The 17,714-nt window shown below is 55.3% G+C and carries 22 protein-coding genes; 5 read left to right on the top strand and 17 right to left on the bottom strand.

Annotation, left to right across the window (positions count from 1 at the left end; translation table 11 throughout):
- Positions 1 to 57 precede the first annotated feature (57 nt).
- From rpsG to fkpA, 7 genes are all read right to left on the bottom strand, one after another.
- Positions 58 to 528, bottom strand: a complete 471-nt coding sequence (gene rpsG / locus AC07U6_RS02970; RefSeq protein WP_105594005.1) for a 30S ribosomal protein S7 — start codon at positions 526 to 528, stop codon at positions 58 to 60.
- 96 nt (positions 529 to 624) lie between these two features.
- On the bottom strand, positions 625 to 999 hold the full coding sequence (gene rpsL / locus AC07U6_RS02965) for a 30S ribosomal protein S12 (RefSeq protein ID WP_494761311.1): 375 nt from the start codon (positions 997 to 999) through the stop codon (positions 625 to 627).
- A gap of 126 nt (positions 1,000 to 1,125) precedes the next feature.
- Positions 1,126 to 1,413 carry a sulfurtransferase complex subunit TusB gene (gene tusB, locus AC07U6_RS02960; protein ID WP_494761310.1) on the bottom strand — a complete coding sequence of 96 codons (288 nt, stop codon included), beginning with the start codon at positions 1,411 to 1,413 and terminating at the stop codon, positions 1,126 to 1,128.
- Positions 1,414 to 1,420: 7 nt separating this feature from the next.
- A complete protein-coding gene (tusC, locus tag AC07U6_RS02955; protein WP_494761309.1) occupies positions 1,421 to 1,780 on the bottom strand; it encodes a sulfurtransferase complex subunit TusC in 360 nt (119 codons plus the stop codon).
- Positions 1,780 to 2,166: a sulfurtransferase complex subunit TusD gene (tusD, locus tag AC07U6_RS02950; RefSeq protein WP_494761308.1), complete on the bottom strand. Its 387-nt coding sequence runs from the start codon at positions 2,164 to 2,166 to the stop codon at positions 1,780 to 1,782. The genes tusC and tusD overlap by 1 nt, the downstream gene beginning before the upstream one ends.
- On the bottom strand, positions 2,166 to 2,888 hold the full coding sequence (locus AC07U6_RS02945) for a helix-turn-helix transcriptional regulator (protein ID WP_314425260.1): 723 nt from the start codon (positions 2,886 to 2,888) through the stop codon (positions 2,166 to 2,168). Before AC07U6_RS02945 ends, tusD begins: the two co-directional genes overlap by 1 nt.
- Before the next feature lie 209 nt (positions 2,889 to 3,097).
- Positions 3,098 to 3,916, bottom strand: a complete 819-nt coding sequence (gene fkpA, locus AC07U6_RS02940; protein WP_494761307.1) for an FKBP-type peptidyl-prolyl cis-trans isomerase — start codon at positions 3,914 to 3,916, stop codon at positions 3,098 to 3,100.
- A gap of 290 nt (positions 3,917 to 4,206) precedes the next feature.
- Here fkpA and AC07U6_RS02935 point away from each other — a divergent pair, with 290 nt between their 5' ends.
- The gene (locus AC07U6_RS02935; RefSeq protein WP_105594011.1) at positions 4,207 to 4,425 is read left to right on the top strand and encodes a protein SlyX; all 219 of its coding nucleotides are present in this window, start codon (positions 4,207 to 4,209) and stop codon (positions 4,423 to 4,425) included.
- Positions 4,426 to 4,532: 107 nt separating this feature from the next.
- On the opposite strand, the gene slyD is transcribed toward AC07U6_RS02935, so the two are convergent.
- From slyD to kefG, 4 genes are all read right to left on the bottom strand, one after another.
- Positions 4,533 to 5,075, bottom strand: coding sequence for a peptidylprolyl isomerase (gene slyD / locus AC07U6_RS02930; RefSeq protein WP_105594012.1), 543 nt, complete (start codon positions 5,073 to 5,075; stop codon positions 4,533 to 4,535).
- Positions 5,076 to 5,216: 141 nt separating this feature from the next.
- Positions 5,217 to 5,417: a YheV family putative zinc ribbon protein gene (locus tag AC07U6_RS02925; protein ID WP_123334005.1), complete on the bottom strand. Its 201-nt coding sequence runs from the start codon at positions 5,415 to 5,417 to the stop codon at positions 5,217 to 5,219.
- 57 nt (positions 5,418 to 5,474) lie between these two features.
- Complete coding sequence (gene kefB, locus AC07U6_RS02920) at positions 5,475 to 7,280, bottom strand: glutathione-regulated potassium-efflux system protein KefB (protein ID WP_494761306.1); 1,806 nt, start codon at positions 7,278 to 7,280, stop codon at positions 5,475 to 5,477.
- Positions 7,280 to 7,831 (bottom strand): glutathione-regulated potassium-efflux system ancillary protein KefG, encoded by a 552-nt coding sequence (gene kefG / locus AC07U6_RS02915; RefSeq protein ID WP_494764413.1) that lies wholly within the window; start codon positions 7,829 to 7,831, stop codon positions 7,280 to 7,282. Before kefG ends, kefB begins: the two co-directional genes overlap by 1 nt.
- Positions 7,832 to 7,956: 125 nt before the next feature.
- On the opposite strand from kefG, the gene AC07U6_RS02910 reads away from it, so the two are divergent.
- Positions 7,957 to 9,861, top strand: coding sequence for an ABC transporter ATP-binding protein (locus AC07U6_RS02910; protein WP_494761305.1), 1,905 nt, complete (start codon positions 7,957 to 7,959; stop codon positions 9,859 to 9,861).
- A 115-nt stretch (positions 9,862 to 9,976) separates the two neighbouring features.
- On the opposite strand, the gene tauD is transcribed toward AC07U6_RS02910, so the two are convergent.
- From tauD to AC07U6_RS02885, 5 genes are all read right to left on the bottom strand, one after another.
- Positions 9,977 to 10,828 (bottom strand): taurine dioxygenase, encoded by an 852-nt coding sequence (gene tauD / locus AC07U6_RS02905; RefSeq protein ID WP_494761304.1) that lies wholly within the window; start codon positions 10,826 to 10,828, stop codon positions 9,977 to 9,979.
- Positions 10,825 to 11,652, bottom strand: coding sequence for a taurine ABC transporter permease TauC (gene tauC / locus AC07U6_RS02900; protein WP_494761303.1), 828 nt, complete (start codon positions 11,650 to 11,652; stop codon positions 10,825 to 10,827). The genes tauD and tauC overlap by 4 nt, the downstream gene beginning before the upstream one ends.
- Positions 11,649 to 12,416, bottom strand: coding sequence for a taurine ABC transporter ATP-binding subunit (tauB, locus tag AC07U6_RS02895; protein WP_494761302.1), 768 nt, complete (start codon positions 12,414 to 12,416; stop codon positions 11,649 to 11,651). Before tauB ends, tauC begins: the two co-directional genes overlap by 4 nt.
- Before the next feature lie 14 nt (positions 12,417 to 12,430).
- Positions 12,431 to 13,408 (bottom strand): taurine ABC transporter substrate-binding protein, encoded by a 978-nt coding sequence (tauA, locus tag AC07U6_RS02890; protein ID WP_494761301.1) that lies wholly within the window; start codon positions 13,406 to 13,408, stop codon positions 12,431 to 12,433.
- Positions 13,409 to 13,654: 246 nt separating this feature from the next.
- Positions 13,655 to 14,257 (bottom strand): LysE family translocator, encoded by a 603-nt coding sequence (locus tag AC07U6_RS02885; protein WP_105594021.1) that lies wholly within the window; start codon positions 14,255 to 14,257, stop codon positions 13,655 to 13,657.
- Positions 14,258 to 14,316: 59 nt separating this feature from the next.
- On the opposite strand from AC07U6_RS02885, the gene AC07U6_RS02880 reads away from it, so the two are divergent.
- The 3 genes from AC07U6_RS02880 to AC07U6_RS02870 all read left to right on the top strand — a co-directional run bounded on the left by AC07U6_RS02880 (position 14,317) and on the right by AC07U6_RS02870 (position 16,518).
- Positions 14,317 to 15,333: a hydrolase gene (locus AC07U6_RS02880; protein WP_494761300.1), complete on the top strand. Its 1,017-nt coding sequence runs from the start codon at positions 14,317 to 14,319 to the stop codon at positions 15,331 to 15,333.
- The gene (locus AC07U6_RS02875) at positions 15,333 to 15,551 is read left to right on the top strand and encodes a YheU family protein (RefSeq protein WP_494761299.1); all 219 of its coding nucleotides are present in this window, start codon (positions 15,333 to 15,335) and stop codon (positions 15,549 to 15,551) included. Before AC07U6_RS02880 ends, AC07U6_RS02875 begins: the two co-directional genes overlap by 1 nt.
- Before the next feature lie 97 nt (positions 15,552 to 15,648).
- Positions 15,649 to 16,518, top strand: a complete 870-nt coding sequence (locus AC07U6_RS02870) for a phosphoribulokinase (RefSeq protein WP_494761298.1) — start codon at positions 15,649 to 15,651, stop codon at positions 16,516 to 16,518.
- Positions 16,519 to 16,535: 17 nt separating this feature from the next.
- Here the strand turns inward: AC07U6_RS02870 and AC07U6_RS02865 are convergent, their stop codons facing one another.
- Positions 16,536 to 17,714, bottom strand: a complete 1,179-nt coding sequence (locus AC07U6_RS02865) for an amidohydrolase (protein ID WP_494761297.1) — start codon at positions 17,712 to 17,714, stop codon at positions 16,536 to 16,538.

Genomic DNA, 17,714 nt, shown 5'->3' with positions numbered 1-17,714 from the left:
AATCCCAGCGGGTTGGTCACTTGAACGCCCACTGGGTGAATAACAACTACAGGGCTGTTACCAGCGGTAGTGAGCGAACGCCTTGTTGGCTTCGGCCATACGGTGAACGTCTTCACGTTTCTTAACTGCAGTACCTTTGTTTTCTGCAGCATCAGAAAGTTCGTTCGCCAGGCGCAGAGCCATAGATTTATCACCGCGTTTACGAGCAGCTTCTACGATCCAACGCATTGCCAGGGCATTACGACGAACCGGACGGACTTCAACTGGTACCTGATAAGTAGAACCACCAACGCGGCGAGATTTAACTTCCACGGTTGGGCGGACGTTGTCCAGGGCTACTTCGAAAGCTTCCAGCTCGTTTTTACCAGAACGCTGAGCCAGGGTCTCCAGCGCGTTATAAACGATAGCTTCAGCAGTAGATTTTTTACCATCTACCATCAGGATATTTACAAATTTGGCCAGCAACTCTGATCCGAACTTAGGATCTGGCAGAATTTTACGCTGACCAATGACGCGACGACGTGGCATGGAAATACTCCGTTGTTAATTCAGGATTGTCCAAAACTCAATGAGTTTATTATGACATTTAAGATAAAACGTTTGGCCTTACTTAACGGAGAACCATTAAGCCTTCGGCTTCTTCACACCATACTTGGAGCGAGCCTGCTTACGGTCTTTAACACCTGAGCAGTCCAGCGCACCACGAACGGTATGGTAACGCACACCTGGTAAGTCTTTAACACGACCACCACGGATCAGGATCACTGAGTGCTCCTGCAGGTTATGACCTTCACCACCGATATAGGAGGAAACTTCAAAACCGTTGGTTAAACGAACACGACATACTTTACGCAGTGCGGAGTTCGGTTTTTTAGGGGTAGTAGTATATACACGGGTACATACACCACGTTTCTGCGGGCAGGCTTCCAGCGCAGGTACGTTGCTCTTTGCAACTTTACGTGCGCGTGGTTTGCGAACCAGCTGGTTAATTGTTGCCATTAAATAGCTCCTGGATTTAGCTTTTGCTTCGTAAACACGTAATAAATCACCTCGTGGAATCACGAGGCCGCGGAATTTTAGGGCTGAGCTTAAAAAGAGTCAAGAAATAACCAGGGGATACTGTCATTACCAGGTTATTTGCTGAGGGTTTTTAACCACCAGCGCAACGAACTCAGTATAGCTTATCGCCGTCACACTGGTTGAAATTCGACCAAAAAGCCCGCGAGCGTCAAGATCGTCTTTCAAAGCAAAGAGAGATATGGGGGCTTGAAGCAATACTTCAAGTGCCGGGCTACCGGCCAGTGCGGCAATAACGCCGTCCTGCATCAGCAGAACATCATCACCTTCCGCGAACAGCCGCACCACAGCATTCAAGTCGCAGCGAAACGGTGAAGTCATCAAAGTATGCAGCATAGCGTCCTCAGAAAGTGAGCACCCGGTCGTATTCCGCCAGTCTGGCGCGCAGCGCTTCTGGAGCCAGCACTTCAGCGGGTAGTACACGAACCGCTTCGACAGACATCCCCCGTTCAGCCAGCGCCGCAGCGCAAATATAACAATGCTCAACATCATACAGCGGCAGCACGCCGAAGGTCGCAATGTAGTTGCGCGCCAGAATTTGCTGCGGCTGCTGCTCCACGGTGAGCTGTAACACGCCGTCGCTGATAAAGAATAACGCAATGTCATCACTCAATGCAGAAGTGGCCAGTACCGCATCTAATCCCTCACGGCCTGCACTCGTGCCATGCGGAGCCTGGCTGAAAACAAACGCAATACGATTCATTAAAACTGCACCATTCTGTCGCAGCTCAGCGCTGCTTCCGCCAGCGCACCCAAGCCCGAAAGCTGAAACCCGTCAGCCAGATTTGCCGCCGCCAGCCCCAGATTTTCCGCTTCCTGCCGATCGGTAATTCCCCGCCGCAGCGCCGCAGCCACGCAGATGTTTAATGCAAAACCGTGTTTCTGCTGTAGCTGCTGCCAGCTGCGAGTTAAGTCAAACTCATCGCTGGCGGGGGCATTAAGCTGGCTGCCATTCAGCACACCTTCACGGTAGAAGAACACGCTCTCAAGCTGATGCCCCTGTTCCAGCAGCGCGTTAGCGAACAGCCAGGCGCTGCTGGCCTGCTGTGTGCCATAGGCCGGGCCGGTGACCATCAGTGTGAAGCGCATTACTTATCCTGCCCGTGGAAGTCACCGTTTTTAAACTGGCGGATATAGAGGTAAACGGTGTGCTTGGAGATGTTTAAGCGGTCGGCCACCTGGTTAATGGCATCTTTGATGTCAAAAATTCCCTTCTCATAGAGATTCAGGACAATCTGGCGATTCTTGGCGTTGTTCGATACGTTACGGTCAGCACTGACTTCTTCAATGGTAAACTCCAGTGTCTGCATCACCAGGTCTTCCACCGAAGAAGCAAAGTTTACCGACGAAGCCACATCCGGGGTTTCTGGCGGCATAAACGTGGCCATAATCTGCGAGAACGGCACATCCAGGTTCATGTTGATGCACAGCAGGCCGACAACGCGCTGATTGCCGTTGCGAATCGCGATAGTAACGGACTTCATCAGCACGCCGCTTTTGGCACGGGTAAAGTAGGTTTTAGAGACATTGCTGTCGGCATCGGTCATATCATGCAGCATGCGCAGCGCAAGGTCGGTGATCGGCGATCCGACTTTCCGCCCGGTATGCTCACCGTTCGCGATCCTGACCGCCGAACATTTTAAATCTTCCAGTGAATGCAGCACGATCTCACAGTGCGAACCGATCAACATGGCCAGGCCATCCACCACGGCTTCGTAAGATCTTAAAATATCAAAATCCGCAGGCGAAAACGGATGCTGCTCAAGCAGATCCGCATCGGTAATATCGGCGGGAAAAAATGAACCAGACATAGACGACACCACCCTTTGACAAGAGCCTGTCACACAGCGCAAGGGCAGACTCATTCTTATTAAAATGCGCGTTGGCTAGTCTAGCAAATATCAGAAAGATGTGTCCCGACTTTGTCATGAAATGATGATCTAAGCAAAAAAGCAGAAGAAACAGCGAGGTAAGGCGACGGGAAATAAAACCGCCACCCTGAGGTGGCGGCGAACAGAAATTACTTCTGCTTAGCAGCGCCTTCGGCAGGCGCGGCTGCTGGTGCTTCAGCTTTCGCTGCCGGTTTGATATCCAGCAGCTCAACGTCAAACACCAACGTGGAGTTAGCCGGGATACCCGGAACGCCGTTTTTACCGTAGGCCAGATTCGGTGGGATAACCAGTTTGATCTTACCGCCTTTCTTAACCTGCTTCAGGCCTTCGGTCCAGCCTGGGATCACGCCGTCCAGACGGAACGACAGCGGCTCGCCGCGGGTGTAAGAGTTATCAAATTCGGAACCATCAATCAGGGTTCCTTTGTAGTTCACAACAACAGTATCGCTGTCTTTCGGCGCATCGCCTGTACCGGCTTTCTCTACTTTGTAGAGCAGGCCAGTTTCCGTTTTCTTCACGCCCTTCTCTTTAGCAAATTTAGCGGCGAAAGCCTCACCCTTGGTGGCATTCTCTTTCGCGTCTTTTTCCATCTTCGCCTGAGCTGCGCCTTTCACACGGCCTTCGAAGGACTGCAGCGTTTGTTCGATTTCCTGGTCGGAGAGTTTGTTTTTACCGGTAAACGCATCCTGAACGCCCGCAATCAGCTGAGTTTTGTCCAGAGTGATGCCCAGTTTTTCCTGTTCCTTCAGGGAGTTTTCCATGTAGCGACCCAGTGAAGCACCCAGTGCGTAAGCAGACTGCTGATCGTCGTTCTTGAACGCAGCATTCTTAGGTGCCTGCTCCGCCGCTTTCTGAGCCGGGGCCGCATCAGCAGCCATTGTCAGCGGAGCATTCAGCACGAGGGCCATAGTGGTAGCTAACAATGTGACTTTAAATAATGATTTCATCCATTTCTCCAAAACCGAAGCGTCTCACTTCGGGAATCGTTTGCAGACCTTCGGTCCGTACTATAACCGGGCGCGGGAAAACAAAATACTCCCGCCTGAAATATAGAAGTTAACTTCCGACAATCCGGCTGCCGAAAAGTTTCACTGTCTGTGATGGCAACCGCCGCGCAACTTTTCAACCCTCAATCGCCAATTTACGCCATTTTACCTGTGTTAGCCTCTCTTTTGCCGCTAGAATCGGACAATTCACCCGCTCGAACGAACGGTAAGTAGTAACAAGAGGGAATAAAATGCAACAAACATTGCTGGAACAGCGAATTGAAGTGCTGGAGAGTAAACTGGCGTTTCAGGAACACACTATTGAGGAGCTGAACCAGACCGTGGTACAGCACGAGCTGGATATGGCGCGGCTACGTGAACAGATGCGCTTACTGACCGATAAACTCAAGGCCGCTGCCCCTTCGCAGATCGCGTCACAGTCGGAAGAAACACCTCCACCACACTATTGAGTGTCACGCTGTACCCGCTTCCCTGCTACGCTGAAACACCGAAAAAAACGCAAAAAAAGCCGCTACCTGATAAAGATAGCGGCTGCTCGCTTTTTAACGATCGGCGATTAGTGGCTGCAGCCACAGCCACCGTTGCCACAACCACCGTGACCGTGGTCATGGTCGTGATCGTGGTGATGGTCATGCTCACCGTGAACGTGGCCGTGAGCCAGTTCTTCTTCGGTCGCAGCACGGATGGCGATCACTTCAACGTTGAAGCTCAGATTCTGACCAGCCAGCATATGGTTACCGTCAACCACAACATGCTCATCTTCCACTTCGGTGATTTCAACCGGAACCGGACCCTGGTCAGTTTCGGCCATAAAGCGCATACCAACCTGCAGTTCGTCCACGCCCATAAAGACGTCTTTAGGAACGCGCTGTACCAGATTATCGTCATACTCGCCGTAGGCATCGTTAGAAGCGATTTTCACATCGAACTTATCGCCCACTTCACGATTTTCCAGCGCCTTCTCCAGGCCGGAAATCAGGGAGCCATGACCGTGCAGGTAGTCCAGCGGTGCGCTCACCGGTGACTCATCAACCAACACACCATCTTCTGTACGTACCTGGTATGCCAGGCTGACCACAAGGTCTTTTGCTACTTTCATGATTTCTCCTAACCGTTGAGAGCGTTGAGCCCTTAGCTTCGCTGGTTATCATTACCAACGTTATGGACTCTAAGTGGCGTCAATTGTAGCGAATTTCAACGCGACTGTACGCTACAGCAAAAAAAAAGCTGGGCGATCGCGCTAGTCGGGATGAAAAATACCGATCACCTGTTCATTCTCGCGTACCTGTTCGCGGGCCTGTTTATCCGCTTCACGCATCTGATGGCCACACTTAACGCACTCAACAACATCAACATTATTCTCCCGCCACAGAGCAAGAGTGTCTTTAGCCTGACAGCTGGGGCAGGTTGCACCAGCGATAAAACGTTTACGCATAATGATCCCAGAAAAATGATGATTTAGTTCTGTCGATGCGGACCCTCGCCGAGAGATCGTCCGTTACTCGTTACCGTCCCAGCCATCGAGCTGCCGTTTTTCCTGGCGCATCTCGGTCTGGAAGATATCCTCCAGCTCGCGCCGCGCCTCTTTCACCCTGGAGATATGCTGGCTGTCGGTGTGATTCGGCATCAGCTCGCGCAGCATCCGCATATCCAGACGGCGGAAGTGTTCCTGGGCACGAAACGCCTGATGCGGATGCATCCCCAGCGTCATCAATGTCTTGCGGCCCAGCTCCAGCGCACTGCTGAAGGTTTCACGCGAGAACTGCATCACGCCAGCCTGCAGCAGTTCGTGGGCTTCTACACGACCGCGCGCGCGGGCCAAAATCTGCAGATGCGGAAAATGCTGCTGGCACAGATGGACAATCTCCATCGAATCTTCCGGGCCGTTGCAGGTTATCACGATCGACTGCGCCGTTTCTGCGCCCGCCGCCCGCAATAATTCAAGCTCGGTGGCATCGCCGTAATACACTTTGTAGCCGTATTTGCGCATCAGGCTAACGGCACTGATATCGCGCTCAAGCACGGTAATGCGCTTTTCGTTCGCCATCAGCAGGCGGCCAATGACCTGACCAAAACGCCCGAAGCCCACCACGATAACCTGCGGCTTATCATCTTCAACGAACGGTTTTTCCTGCGTGTCGTCCGCTTCGTTAAAGCGCCGGGCGAGAATACGATCCACTCCCTGCATCAGCAGCGGTGTCGTCATCATCGACAGCGTTACAGTCACCAGCAACAGCGGCATCTGATCGCCGCTGAACAGCTTTGCCGAAGCCGCGGCGGAAAACAGCACGAAGGCAAATTCCCCGCCCTGGCTCAGCACGCCAGCAAACTGCAAACGCTCAGAACTGCGCAGGCCGTAAACGCGGGCCAGCAGATAAAGAACCAGCGTCTTCACCGCCACCAGCGCGACGACGCCAACGAGGATCTCAACAATATGGGTATAGAGCACCCCGAGGTTGAGCGCCATGCCCACCGAGATAAAGAACAGCCCCAGCAGCAGCCCTTTAAAGGGATCGATGGAGACTTCCAGCTCGTGGCGATATTCGCTTTCCGCCAGCAGGATACCGGCGATAAACGTACCCAGCGCCATCGACAGCCCAAGCGCATCCATAAACAGCGCAGAGCCCAGAACCAGCAGCAGCGACGCGGCGGTAAACACCTCGCGCACGCCGGAAGCCGCAATTAAGCGCAGGATGGGACGAAGTAAATAGCGCCCTCCGATCAGCATACCAGCAAACGCCAGCACCTTGATGCCAACTTTCATCCAGTCGGTATGGCCGCTGTCGTTACCGGCCAGCAGTGGAACCAGCGCCAGCGCCGGGATCACAGCCAGATCCTGAAACAGCAGAACCGAAAAGCCAAGCTGGCCGGATTCATTACGGTTCATGCCCTTATCGCGCATCAGCTGTAGTGCCATCGCCGTGGATGACATCGCCAGTCCAATCCCGCCAATCGTCGCCGCCTGCCAGGAAAAATCGGTCAGATACAGCAAACCACCCAGCACCGCGGCGCTTAGGATCACCTGTGCCGCACCCACGCCAAAAATTGAACGGCGCAGCTGCCACAGCTTCGACGGATTCAGCTCCAGACCGATGATAAACATCAGGAACACCACGCCCAGCTCGGAGAAGTGGAGGATCTCATCCACATCGCTGATAAAACCTAAGCCCCACGGGCCAATGGCGATCCCAGCGAGTAAATAACCCAGCACCGCGCCGATACCCAAACGTGCAGCAATCGGCACCGCAATCACTGCCGCAAACAAATACACCACGCCTGCGGTCAGAAGCGTTTCACCTTCCATCAAACACCTCCATAGGGCAGTGGATTTTCCAGCCAGTCATCATAGGCATTGGCATAATTTTTTAACGTTTCCGGCGACTGGCGCCGCGCCCAGTAAATGATCATTGGCGTCAGCCAGTGCATCCGGCACATCTGCGCCGTCAGCTCAAACGGGCGCATAATCTCAGACATCGGATAGCGGTTAAGCCCTTCCTGATGATAGGCCGCCTCCGGCTCGCCGGTGGTTATCACGCTGCGCCAGTATTTACCTTCCAGCACGTTACCGCCCGGTCCGCTGGCAAAGCCACGGGACAACACGCGATCCATCCACTCCTTCAGCAGCGACGGGCAGCTGTAGGTATAGAGAGGGTGCTGAAAAACGATGATTTGATGGTCACGCAGCAACTGCTGCTCATGGTGAATATCGATAAAGAAATCGGGATAGTGCGCGTATAAGTCATGAACCGTCACGTGTTCCAGATTACGGGCCGGCTGAAGCAAAACACGATTAGCGATCGAATCTTGAGACTCCGGATGGGCATACAACAGCAGAACTTTAGGCGGCTGCGACATCATTCCCCTCCAAATCGTCGTCACGGCCAGGAATTTCCGCTACCATGCACGACGCAACGGAATACGTGATTCCGACAAACTGATTATGATGACTTAATTTAACATACTCTGAACTTACGGCGCTTATGATTGTATTCTCCTCGTTACAAATTCGTCGCGGTGTCCGCGTACTGCTGGATAACGCTACGGCGACTATCAATCCCAGTCAGAAAGTGGGCCTGGTCGGTAAAAACGGCTGCGGTAAATCCACGCTGCTGGCTCTGCTTAAAAACGAGATAAGCGCCGATGCCGGCAGCTTTAGCTATCCCGGTAGCTGGTCACTGGCGTGGGTCAACCAGGAAACGCCCGCGCTGGACGTGGCCGCCATTGAGTATGTTATCGACGGCGACCGTGAATTTCGTCAGCTTGAATTCGAATTAGCACACGCCAACGACGTTAATGACGGCCATGCCATCGCCACGCTGCACGGCAAGCTGGATGCGATTCAGGCATGGACAATACAGTCCCGCGCGGCCAGCCTTCTTAGCGGTTTGGGCTTTAGCCAGGAACAGCTACAGCGGCCGGTGAGTGACTTTTCCGGCGGCTGGCGCATGCGCCTTAACCTGGCCCAGGCCCTGCTTTGCCGTTCCGATCTGCTGCTGCTTGATGAACCCACTAACCACCTCGATCTGGATGCAGTGATCTGGCTGGAACGCTGGCTGAAAAGCTACAGCGGTACGCTGATCCTGATCTCCCACGACCGCGACTTCCTCGATCCGGTGGTGGATAAGATCCTGCATATCGAACAGCAGACTATTTACGACTACACCGGCAACTACAGCTCGTTCGAAATTCAGCGCGCAACCAAGCTGGCGCAGCAGCAGTCGATGTTTGAGCACCAGCAGCAAAAAGTGGCGCATCTGCAAAGCTTTATTGATCGCTTCAAGGCCAAAGCGACCAAGGCCAAACAGGCACAAAGCCGTATCAAAATGCTCGAGCGTATGGAGCTTATCGCTCCGGCGCACGTGGACAACCCGTTCACCTTCAGCTTCCGCGAGCCGGAAAGCCTGCCTAATCCGCTGTTGAAAATGGAAAAAGTCAGCGCGGGCTACGGCGACAAAAAAATCCTGAACTCCATTAAGCTCAACCTGGTTCCCGGATCGCGTATCGGTCTGCTGGGCCGTAACGGTGCCGGTAAGTCCACGCTGATTAAGCTTCTGGCGGGTGAACTGGCGCCGCTACAGGGCGACATCGGTCTGGCAAAAGGCATCAAGCTGGGCTACTTTGCCCAGCATCAGCTTGAATTCTTACGCGCAGATGAATCCCCACTGCAACACCTGGCGCGGCTGGCACCCAAAGTGCTGGAACAGCAGCTGCGCGATTACCTCGGTGGCTTCGGCTTCCAGGGGGATAAAGTCACCGAGGAAACAAAGCGCTTCTCCGGTGGCGAGAAAGCCCGTCTGGTGCTGGCGCTGATCGTCTGGCAGCGCCCCAATCTGCTGCTGCTCGATGAACCGACCAACCACCTCGATCTCGATATGCGCCAGGCCTTAACCGAAGCGCTGATCGACTTTGAGGGGGCACTGGTGGTGGTTTCACACGATCGCCACCTGCTGCGATCCACGACCGACGATCTCTACCTGGTACACGACGGTAAAGTGGAAGCCTTTGATGGCGATCTGGAAGATTACCAGCAGTGGCTCAGCGACCTGCAAAAACAGGTATCGGTGGAAGCTGCGCCGAAAACCGATAGCGCCAACAGCGCACAGTCGCGTAAAGATCAGAAGCGCCGCGAGGCCGAACTGCGCACGCAGACCCAGCCGCTGCGTAAGCAAATCGAAAAGCTGGAGAAGCTGATGGAGAAGCACAACCTCCAGCTGGCGGATGCCGAAGCGAAGCTGTCAGACACGGCGATCTACGAGCAAAGCCGCAAGGCCGATCTCACCGCCGCACTGCAACAGCAGGCAGCGGCAAAATCCGCGCTGGAAGAGAGTGAAATGGAGTGGCTGGACGCACAGGAACAGCTTGAGACGATGCTAAACGCGGAATAATACTCCATCAGGCAGAGGACGGTTTCAGCCGTCCACTGCTCAGGCTGAACTGACACCTCGAATTCAGCCCGTAATGCCCTTTCAACTTCGTTTAAAAGCCCTCTCTACCGGGATGTTATTCAGCGCGATAAAACGGCTTATCCCCGAGGATCGTCGCGCGGTGCATAATGCGCCGCTGCGGCAGATAATCCGCATTCGCATAGTGTTGGGTTACCCGGTTATCCCAGATGGCCACATCCCCAACCTGCCAGCGCCAGCGCACCTGGAACTCCGGTTTAGTGATATGGGCGAACAGGAAGCGCAGCAGCGCATCGCTCTCTTTCTCCTTGATACCGACAATACGCGTGGTGAAGCCTTCGTTAACAAACAACGCCTGCTTGCCGCTGACCGGATGAGTACGCACCACTGGATGCAGCAGCGGTGGATTCTTCGCGACCGCCTGCTGCCAGCGCTGATGTTCCTCTTCGCTACCGTGATATTTGTACTCCTGGAACGATTTCTTAAAGTCATGTTCCGCCAGCAGCCCGCTTAGCAGCTGCTGTAGCGGCTCGGACAGCGCATCCCAGGCGGCAATTCCGCTGGCCCACAGCGTATCGCCGCCGGTTTCCGGCAGGTGCTTCGCAGCAAGAATGGCACCGGCAGGCGGCATCTCGATAAAGGTGACATCGGTATGCCAGTTATCGTTATCCGGTGGATTATCGTCGTGGGTATCCAGCACGATAACTTCCTCCACGCCGGGGGCATGTGGGTAGACCGGGTGAATATGCAGATCGCCGAAGCGCGCGGCCAACGCTCGCTGCTGCTGCGGCGTTATCGGCTGATCGCGCAGGAACAGTACCTGATGGCGGATCAGCGCATGGTAAAGCTGTTCAAACTGGCCATCGCTGAGCGGTAGGCGTAAATCCAGATTGCTGACCTGAGCACCGATATACGGCCCAAGCGGTTGAATAGTAATACGTTCGTTCATGACTGTGCTCCGTGCCACGGGGTTAAACGACGCTCTAAGGCACGCAGCCCCAGCTCAAGTGCAAAAGCAATCAGGGCAATCACCGCAATGCCTGCCAGCACCACGTCAGTAGCGAGGAATTCCCCCGCGGATTGCACCATAAAACCAAGGCCGCGCGTGGCCGCAATCAGCTCGGCCGCCACCAGGGTTGACCAGCCAACGCCCAGACCGATGCGTAAACCGGTGAGAATTTCCGGCAGCGCACCGGGCAAAACAACAAACCACAGAACCTGCCAGCGGCTGGCGCCCAGGGAACGTGCGGCGCGCAGACGCACCTGCTGAGCGCTCTTCACCCCGGCCAGCGCAGACATCGCCACCGGGGCAAATATCGCCAGATAAATCAGTAAAATTTTCGAGGTTTCGCCAATACCAAACCAGATCACCATCAGCGGCAGATAGGCCAGCGGCGGTACCGGGCGGTAAAGCTCAATCAGCGGATCGAGAATGCCGCGTACCGTCTCATTCAGCCCCATAAAAATGCCCACCGGCACGCCAATCACCACCGCAGCCAGCAGCGCAATCAGAATACGCGTCAGGCTGGCTCCCAGGTGCTGCCACAGGGTGGCATCCATAAATCCGGTCGGACCGGCGATAGTAAGCAACTTCTGCAATACCTGCTGCGGCGGCGGCAGGAACAGCGGCGTCACCAGCTGTAGTGCGGTCACCAGCCACCACAAGGCCACTACCGCAACCAGCGTGGCGCTACTCAACGTCAGCTGGCGCGACAGCGGCCAGCGCAAACGCCAGCGACGCGGCGTGCTTTTTTCATTAATCAGTGAGCTCATACCAAAACCTCGCGCTGATGGAATACCCGGCTAAGGACATATTCACGACGTTCAATAAACGCCGGGTCGGATTTAATTGACCGGCACGGTTCGCCGTTGACGTAGCGGCGGCCGAAATCCAGCGCAAGGCGTTCAACAATGCGGCCAGGGCCAGGCGACAACAGCACCAGCTCGCTGGCGAGGAATACCGCCTCTTCAATATCGTGGGTAATCAACAGGATTTGCTTGCCGCTGTCCCGCCAGAGCGTCAGCAGCAGCTCCTGCATCTGTTCGCGGGTAAACGCATCCAGTGCGCCGAAAGGCTCATCCAGCAGCAGCAGGCGCGGATCGGCCGCCAGCGCGCGGGCGATCCCCACTCGCTGACGCATCCCGCCGGAAAGCTGCCAGATAAATCGTCGTTCCGCGCCCGCCAGGCCCACTTTTTTCAGCATCTGGCGGGCGATTTCCCGCCGCTCATTTTTTTCTACCCCGGCCAGCTGCAGGCCGAAGGCAACGTTATCCAGCACGTTACGCCAGGGCAGCAGCCCTTCGTTTTGAAATACCACACCGCGATCGGCACCCGGCCCGTTGACCGGCTTACCGTCCAGCGTGATGCTGCCGCTCTCGGCCGGGATGAATCCGGCAATCAGGTTCAGCAGCGTCGTTTTGCCACAGCCGGATGGCCCCAGCACCACCAGCAGTTCACCGCTGTCGATCGACAGATTAATATCCTGGAGCGCCAGCTGATTTTGATAGCGGGCACTGAGATGAGAGACGGACAGCATCGGCTTTACCTCGCTTATTGTGTCAGCGGTTTAACAAAACGATCGGTAACGAAACTGCTGTAGTCGCTGGCCACCTGCGGTACCTTTCCCTGTTCTTTCAGGAAGTTAGCGGTATCCACGATCGCCTTATTCACCGGGCCGTTCAGCTCCTGTACCTGCTGTTGTGCGGTCAGATAGGTATTCCCCTTGACCAGCACCGGAACATCTTCGGTTGGTACACCGCTCAGGCGCGACAGCTTGCTCAGGTTGTCATCCTGCTTCAGCCAGGCCTCCGGATTATCGATATAGGCTTTTTGCGGGGCCAGTGCGCTGCGGGCGAAGGCGGTCACTACGTCAGGATGCTTCTCGGCGAAGTCCTTACGCACCACCCAAACGTCGAGAGTCGGTGCACCCCATTTCCCCACCTGTGAGGAATCGGTCAGTACGGTGCCGTCTTTTTCCAGCTGGTTAACCGCCGGTGACCACACGTAAGCACCGTCAATATCTCCGCGCTGCCAGGCAGCAATAATCGCCGGCGGCTGCAGGTTAATGATTTGTACCTGACCCGGCTTGATGCCCCAGTGTTTCAGCGAGGCCAGCAGGCTGTAGTGCGTCGTGGAGATAAACGGCACGGCGATGCGTTTACCAATCAGGTCCTTCGGATCTTTGATGTTCTTTTTCACTACCAGCGCTTCGGAGTTACCGAGCTGAGATGCCAGCAGGAAGACTTCAATCGGCACGCCCTGGCTGGCCGCGACGGCGAGCGGGCTGGAACCGAGGTTACCAATCTGTACGTCGCCGGAAGCCAGTGCCCTGACTACACTGGCGCCGCTGTCGAATTTGCGCCAGTCCACCTTCGCCCCGCTCTCTTTGGCGAAGGTACCGTCGGCCTGCGCGACTTTCGCCGGCTCTGCGGATGTCTGATAAGCGACGGTGACGTCCACCGCCTGTGCGTTAAGTGCTGCCAGCCCCAGTGCTGCTGCCAGAAGTGAAACCGTAAATTTACCCGCCATAGCCCGCTCCAGTATTGTTGTTATCGGTGAACATCTCCTTTGTAACCGGGCGCGACTATCGCAATAAAGTAATTAAAAATTCTTTTTTATACCTAAGTGTACTTAGTAATTTTTACGCAAAAGTTTGCCGGAAAGCGCACATAGGCTGATTGATGGTCTGCAAGTTGCAGCCATTACGTGGCGTCAGAGAGCGGGATTTAAATCAGGGAAATGAAATATCAGGGCGTGCCGAACACGCCCCGGAGATTAGTGCCAAATCAACAACACGCAGGCGGCGGTCAGCAGCCCCATGAACACGTTGAAAATCGTCCATGCCCGACGGCTGCGCAGGATACGGCCAATCAGCGTACCGAAGCCCAGCCAGATCACCGCCGACGCGAAGTTCACGATTGCCAGCGCAATACTGATGGCGACGACGGAGCCAAGGTAACCCTTTCCGGCCAGGCTGAAGCTGGCCACCGCCCCCAGCACCATCAGCCAGGCTTTAGGATTAATCAGCTGCAGCAAACCACCCTGCCAGAACGGCATCGGGGCAGCCGGGCCGTCACCGGTCTCCAGCTTCTCATATTTTGCTGTGCCGATTTTCCATGCCAGCCACAGCAGATAGAGGCTACCGGCAATCTTCATAAACAGATGCAGGGAGGGATAGAGCAGAATTAACCCGCCGATACCAAACGCCACCATCAGCAGCATGATCTGCATGCCGAGCATAATGCCAACCAGCAGGGCCAGCGATCGCCAGAAACCAAAGTTGGCACCGGAGGCGGTGAGTAACATATTATTAGGGCCAGGTGTGATGGCGGCGACCCAGAGAAAACCTAACATAGACAGAAACAGGCTCAGTTCCATAGAACGGGTGCTCCCCACCCCTGAAGAAATAAACAACCCGAAGAAGCTAACAGCGAGTTATGGATACTACAAGCTCTGAACCAATGATTTTCAGTCACCTGGATGACAAATCTTTCAGGCCTCTACGCGGAGGTCGTAACCCTCATCTGCAAACCTTGCTGCCGCGGCTGGTGCGACGTCGCATTACCCTGCAACCACACTGGCAGCGCTTAATCCTGCCGGATAGTGATTTCGTCGATCTCGCCTGGAGTGAAGACCCGGCGCAGGCACGGCATAAACCTCGCGTGGTCCTGTTTCATGGCCTGGAAGGCAGCTTTAACAGCCCCTACGCGCACGGCCTGCTGCAGGCGTGGAAAAAGCGAGGCTGGCTGGGCGTGGTGATGCATTTTCGCGGCTGTAGCGGTGAACCGAATCGCCTGAACCGCATCTATCACTCCGGGGAGACCGGCGATGCCAGCTACTTCCTGCAGTGGCTGCGCGATGAGTGGGGACAGGTTCCTACTGCGGCCGTCGGCGTCTCTCTCGGCGGTAATATGCTGGCCTGTCTGATGGGACAACAGGGCGAGAACTGCCTGCTGGATGCGGGCGTGGTCGTTTCCGCTCCGCTGATGCTGGAACCCTGCAGCCAGCGGCTGGAGCAGGGTTTTTCCCGTGTCTACCAGCGCTACCTGCTCAATCTGCTCAAGCAGAACGCCACGCGCAAGCTGATGGCCTGGCCCGGCACGCTGCCCGTAGAGCTGCCACAGCTGCGGGCGCTAAAAAAGCTTCGCGCCTTTGATGATGCGATTACCGCCAGAGCCCACGGCTTTGCCGACGCGACCGACTACTATCGCCGCTGTAGCGGTCTGCCGCTGCTGCCGGGCGTCAGTAAGCCGCTGTTGATCATTCATGCGCTGGACGATCCCTTTATGACTGCTGAGGTGATCCCCGATCCGGCCCTGCTGCCGCCCAATATTGAGTATCAGCTGACCCGCTACGGTGGACACGTTGGTTTTGTAGGCGGTACGCTGCGCCAGCCGCAAATGTGGCTGGAACAGCGTATACCGCAATGGCTTTCAACCTGGCTGGAACCCTGATGATTATTCCCTGGAAAGATCTCGACCCCGAAACGCTCGATAACCTGATTGAATCCTTTGTCCTGCGGGAGGGAACCGACTACGGTGAGCAGGAACGATCGCTGGAGCAAAAGGTGAAAGACGTTCGCCGCCAGCTGGCCAGCGGAGACGCGGTGCTGGTGTGGTCGGAACTGCATGAAACCGTCAACATCATGCCGCGCGGGCAGTTTAACGGCTGAGGATAATTTTTCCGCTCGCCACGCGGCGAGGATGACTTTGCACCGATAAACATGTTAGGAATGATCCGTCCGTCCATCTCTCAGGGAGTTGTTTACCATGTCAGCCAAACACCCGGTTATCGCCGTCACCGGCTCCAGCGGTGCAGGAACAACCACCACCAGCGTTGCCTTCCGGAAAATATTCCAACAGCTTAATCTGAGGGCAGCGGAGATCGAGGGAGACAGCTTCCACCGCTTTACCCGCCCCGAGATGGATATGGCTATCCGCAAAGCGCGTGATATGGGTAAACACATCAGCTACTTTGGCCCGGAGGCCAACGACTTCGGGCTGCTGGAGCAAACCTTCATTGAGTATGGACGTACCGGCAAAGGCAAATCACGTAAATACCTGCACACCTACGATGAAGCGGTGCCGTGGAATCAGGTGCCGGGGACATTTACCCCGTGGCAGCCGCTGCCCGAACCCACCGACGTGCTGTTCTATGAGGGCCTGCACGGCGGCGTACTGACACCACAGAATAACGTGGCGGAAAACGTCGATCTGCTGGTCGGTGTGGTGCCTATCGTCAACCTTGAGTGGATACAAAAGCTGGTGCGCGATACCAGCGAGCGCGGCCATTCGCGTGAAGCGGTGATGGATTCAGTGGTGCGTTCAATGGAAGATTACATCAACTACATCACGCCACAGTTCTCCCGCACCCACCTGAACTTCCAGCGCGTCCCTACTGTGGATACCTCCAACCCCTTCGCCGCCCGGGGCATCCCGTCACTGGACGAGAGTTTTGTGGTTATTCACTTCCAGGGGCTGGAAGATATCGATTTTCCCTATCTGCTGACCATGATTCAGGGTTCATTCATCTCCCATATTAAAACCCTGGTCATTCCGGGCGGAAAAATGGGCCTGGCGATGGAACTGATTATGGGCCCACTGGTTAAGCGGCTGATCGAAGGGAAAAAAATCAGCTAATCGGATAGTCATAGTCGCTATGACATAAGCTGCTGATGGATAAAGCCAATGTGCAGCTGCACGCCAATTGGCAGAACATCTTCATCAAGACGGAAGTGCGGATTATGCAGGCTCCAGCAGGTGCCTTTTTCTTCGTTGCCCGAGCCGATCAACAGGAAGCATCCGGGGATAACCTGCTGGTAGGCTGAAAAGTCTTCACAACCAAACATGGGATGCGGCATTATTTTCAACGCGTCGGCTCCCAGCGTATCCACCACATTTTTTGCGGCAAAACGACAGGCATCAGGGTGATTGAAGCCCAGCGTATAGCCTTTTGTCCATTCAAGCTTGTAGCTGGCCCCAACCGCCGCCGTCATGCCGCCGAGCATCTGTTCCATCATTTTGGGGATTTCAGTGCGCGTGTTTTCACTCAGCGTACGCAGAGTTCCTCTGAGATGTGCGGCATCCGGAATAACATTGTAGCCCCCATCGGCCAAAAAACTGGCGATGCTAAGTACGGCCCCCTCGTTAGGGTCCAGCCTGCGTGAGACAATTTGCTGCAGCTCCTGAACTACCCCGGCACCTAACACCACGGGATCGCACGCCGTATGCGGTAGAGCAGCATGCGAACCTTTCCCCTGCAGAATCAGATCGAAATTATCACTGGCCGCGCTGAAAACACCTTCGGTGAAACTGACGGTACCGGTAGGAAGAGCCGGCATCACGTGCAGACCAAAAATCATCGAAACCCCGTTAAGCACACCCAGAGAGACCAGTTCCTGTGCCCCGCCCGGCGGAACCTCTTCCGCGTGCTGAAAAATAAATCTCACGGTTCCGGCAATCTGTTGTTGCAGCTGACACAGTACCCAGGCCGCTCCCATCAGCATGGCCGTATGCGCATCGTGGCCACAGGCATGCATTACGCCCGCATTACGCGAGGTAAAAGGCTCCTGGTTCAGCTCATGGATCGGCAGGGCATCCATATCAGCACGTAGCGCTATGCAGGGGCCAGGGCGAGCCCCTTTTAACTCGGCCAGCACGCTGTTAGGTGTGGGACGGCTGAGGGTTAGTGCACCCCATTGCTGGAGCTCGCTGGCGACGTAATCCGCAGTTTTTTGCTCATGAAAAGAGAGTTCGGCATGCTCATGAATATATCGACGCCATTGCAGCACTCGTGGGGTGATGTCCTTAATCAGTGACGCTGTTTGAGATTTCAT

This window comes from Erwinia sp. GW821-FHT03D09, assembly GCF_059420805.1.
Note: the sequence above shows the minus strand (reverse complement) of the source record. Positions and strands in the feature narration are given on the sequence as shown.

Bases quoted from the DNA above. Each gene is read 5' to 3' on its own strand.
- rpsG (WP_105594005.1), bottom strand. From the start codon at position 528: ATGCCACGTCGTCGCGTCATTGGTCAGCGTAAAATTCTGCCAGATCCT.
- rpsL (WP_494761311.1), bottom strand. From the start codon at position 999: ATGGCAACAATTAACCAGCTGGTTCGCAAACCACGCGCACGTAAAGTT.
- tusB (WP_494761310.1), bottom strand. From the start codon at position 1,413: ATGCTGCATACTTTGATGACTTCACCGTTTCGCTGCGACTTGAATGCT.
- tusC (WP_494761309.1), bottom strand. From the start codon at position 1,780: ATGAATCGTATTGCGTTTGTTTTCAGCCAGGCTCCGCATGGCACGAGT.
- tusD (WP_494761308.1), bottom strand. From the start codon at position 2,166: ATGCGCTTCACACTGATGGTCACCGGCCCGGCCTATGGCACACAGCAG.
- AC07U6_RS02945 (WP_314425260.1), bottom strand. From the start codon at position 2,888: ATGTCTGGTTCATTTTTTCCCGCCGATATTACCGATGCGGATCTGCTT.
- fkpA (WP_494761307.1), bottom strand. From the start codon at position 3,916: ATGAAATCATTATTTAAAGTCACATTGTTAGCTACCACTATGGCCCTC.
- AC07U6_RS02935 (WP_105594011.1), top strand. From the start codon at position 4,207: ATGCAACAAACATTGCTGGAACAGCGAATTGAAGTGCTGGAGAGTAAA.
- slyD (WP_105594012.1), bottom strand. From the start codon at position 5,075: ATGAAAGTAGCAAAAGACCTTGTGGTCAGCCTGGCATACCAGGTACGT.
- kefB (WP_494761306.1), bottom strand. From the start codon at position 7,280: ATGGAAGGTGAAACGCTTCTGACCGCAGGCGTGGTGTATTTGTTTGCG.
- kefG (WP_494764413.1), bottom strand. From the start codon at position 7,831: ATGTCGCAGCCGCCTAAAGTTCTGCTGTTGTATGCCCATCCGGAGTCT.
- AC07U6_RS02910 (WP_494761305.1), top strand. From the start codon at position 7,957: ATGATTGTATTCTCCTCGTTACAAATTCGTCGCGGTGTCCGCGTACTG.
- tauD (WP_494761304.1), bottom strand. From the start codon at position 10,828: ATGAACGAACGTATTACTATTCAACCGCTTGGGCCGTATATCGGTGCT.
- tauC (WP_494761303.1), bottom strand. From the start codon at position 11,652: ATGAGCTCACTGATTAATGAAAAAAGCACGCCGCGTCGCTGGCGTTTG.
- tauB (WP_494761302.1), bottom strand. From the start codon at position 12,416: ATGCTGTCCGTCTCTCATCTCAGTGCCCGCTATCAAAATCAGCTGGCG.
- tauA (WP_494761301.1), bottom strand. From the start codon at position 13,408: ATGGCGGGTAAATTTACGGTTTCACTTCTGGCAGCAGCACTGGGGCTG.
- AC07U6_RS02885 (WP_105594021.1), bottom strand. From the start codon at position 14,257: ATGGAACTGAGCCTGTTTCTGTCTATGTTAGGTTTTCTCTGGGTCGCC.
- AC07U6_RS02880 (WP_494761300.1), top strand. From the start codon at position 14,317: ATGGATACTACAAGCTCTGAACCAATGATTTTCAGTCACCTGGATGAC.
- AC07U6_RS02875 (WP_494761299.1), top strand. From the start codon at position 15,333: ATGATTATTCCCTGGAAAGATCTCGACCCCGAAACGCTCGATAACCTG.
- AC07U6_RS02870 (WP_494761298.1), top strand. From the start codon at position 15,649: ATGTCAGCCAAACACCCGGTTATCGCCGTCACCGGCTCCAGCGGTGCA.
- AC07U6_RS02865 (WP_494761297.1), bottom strand. From the start codon at position 17,714: ATGAAATCTCAAACAGCGTCACTGATTAAGGACATCACCCCACGAGTG.